This window comes from Clostridia bacterium (assembly GCA_034926675.1).
Classification (GTDB): domain Bacteria; phylum Bacillota; class DTU025; order DTU025; family DTU025; genus JAYFQW01.
This window is the reverse complement of the sequence record JAYFQW010000040.1, coordinates 1-1,588: the sequence shown is the minus strand read 5'-3', so window position 1 is coordinate 1,588 and position 1,588 is coordinate 1. Positions and strand designations below refer to the sequence as shown.

At 57.9% G+C, this 1,588-nt stretch carries 2 protein-coding genes; both read left to right on the top strand.

The window, feature by feature from the left end; all coding sequences use genetic code 11:
• Positions 1 to 820, top strand: an 820-nt coding sequence (locus VB144_10110) for an RHS repeat-associated core domain-containing protein (protein MEA4883986.1), incomplete at its 5' end; no start/stop codon positions are given.
• 12 nt (positions 821 to 832) lie between these two features.
• Positions 833 to 1,246, top strand: coding sequence for a hypothetical protein (locus VB144_10105; GenBank protein MEA4883985.1), 414 nt, complete (start codon positions 833 to 835; stop codon positions 1,244 to 1,246).
• Positions 1,247 to 1,588: the final 342 nt, after the last annotated feature.

The window sequence follows — 1,588 nt, the reverse complement described above, 5'->3', positions numbered from 1 at the left end:
TTACGAGCCGTTCGGGCTGGTCGTCGAAGAGTCAGGCCCTGCAACCTCTGGGGCGGAGAGGTACACCGGAAAGCCTCTCGATGCCGCGTTGGATCTCTACTACTTCGGAGCCAGACACTACGACTCCGGGCTGGGGAGGTTTATAACAGCCGACCCGGCTAGGGATGGGTTGAACTGGTACGCGTACTGCCGTCAGAATCCGCTCATATATGTGGATCCTGACGGCGAGTGTCCGCTCCTCGTCATAACCGGTGCGATAGGAGCCGCGGTCGGTGCTGGATACGAGGCGATACTCTCGTACAACCAGGAGGGAAAGATCAACTGGACGAGAGTGGCGCAGGGCGCAGTCGTCGGAGGCGCCGTGGGGCTTGGTGGAGGCGCGGTGACTTCGCTGGCCGCCAGCGCAGGCCTGGGCGGGGCGTGCGCAACGCTTACAGCAGGCCAGACCATGGCAGGTTTCACAGCCTTAGTCCAGGGCGGATGGGCGGCTACAGCGTGGGGAGTGTCCAAGGACGGAGTCAATCAGGGCATCACGCACTTCTTTGAATACTGGCGTGACAGGCCAGATAGGATGACAAAGATTGCAGAAAGGCTGGGAATAGGTGTTCAAGCGATGATCCCCACCAAAGCAGGGTTTGCCAACTTCACCGCCGCGGCTCTAAACATCGTGAACAATATTCGCGAGCTTGGCGGACTGGTGCGGACGTGGGAGAGTGGCAAGACGGCGTACTGGTTCAATGACATAATCGTGATAGTGTTCAACGGCAGACTGCAGAGTATGATGCCCGGCACAATGAAGAGCTTCCTGGGTCTGAAATAGGGAGGTGCAGCTGTGGAATATCAAGCAACAGTCTGCAGACTGGTTAGGCCGAACGACTATGAAGGACTTGCTGTTCTCTCGATCCTGGGGCAGGATGTTCTGGTATCTTACCAAGCGCCCATGGAATTCGCCCTGCAGAAGCTTACGCCCGATGCTGTCATTCCAGTCGACCTGTGGCATGTATACGGAAAAGCTGTCAAGATCTACGCAGCTCATAAGGCATTTCCCACGCCGCCGGATGTTGCGGGAGGAACCATCCGAGGGCAGATCATAGACGTTATGTCGCCTACGGAGTTCAGAGTGGATTGTGGGCTCCTAATGGATGTGGAAAACCGCACCGAGTTGAAGGGAATAGCCCCGGGAGACTTCATAGAGATACGGGGTACATACCAAGTCTACTTCCCCGGAACGGAGTGGGATAGATAGACACTCTCGGCAGAACAGTGTGACCAGCTCGAAAGGTTCGTCGAACTGCGCAGGCCAGCCGCGCTGCCGAGGTTTGGGCGCAGGATCAAGACAGTCTATCCGGATAGCAGCCTCGCTGCGACCGTGTTTGACGTGTGCTGGGGCGACTCGTCAGGCGCAGTTTGGGCCGAGACGCGCACTGATGCTCTCGGACACTACACGAAGACCTGCTGAACCGGGTCACCCGCATGATCGACCCCGCAGGTCAGGAGATGCTTTATGGATATTCGACTCAGACGCCGAACGGAGTGGTCTACGGATACTGGGATAGTCCGCTCGAGGTCGACCTGCCTGGCGCCCAGG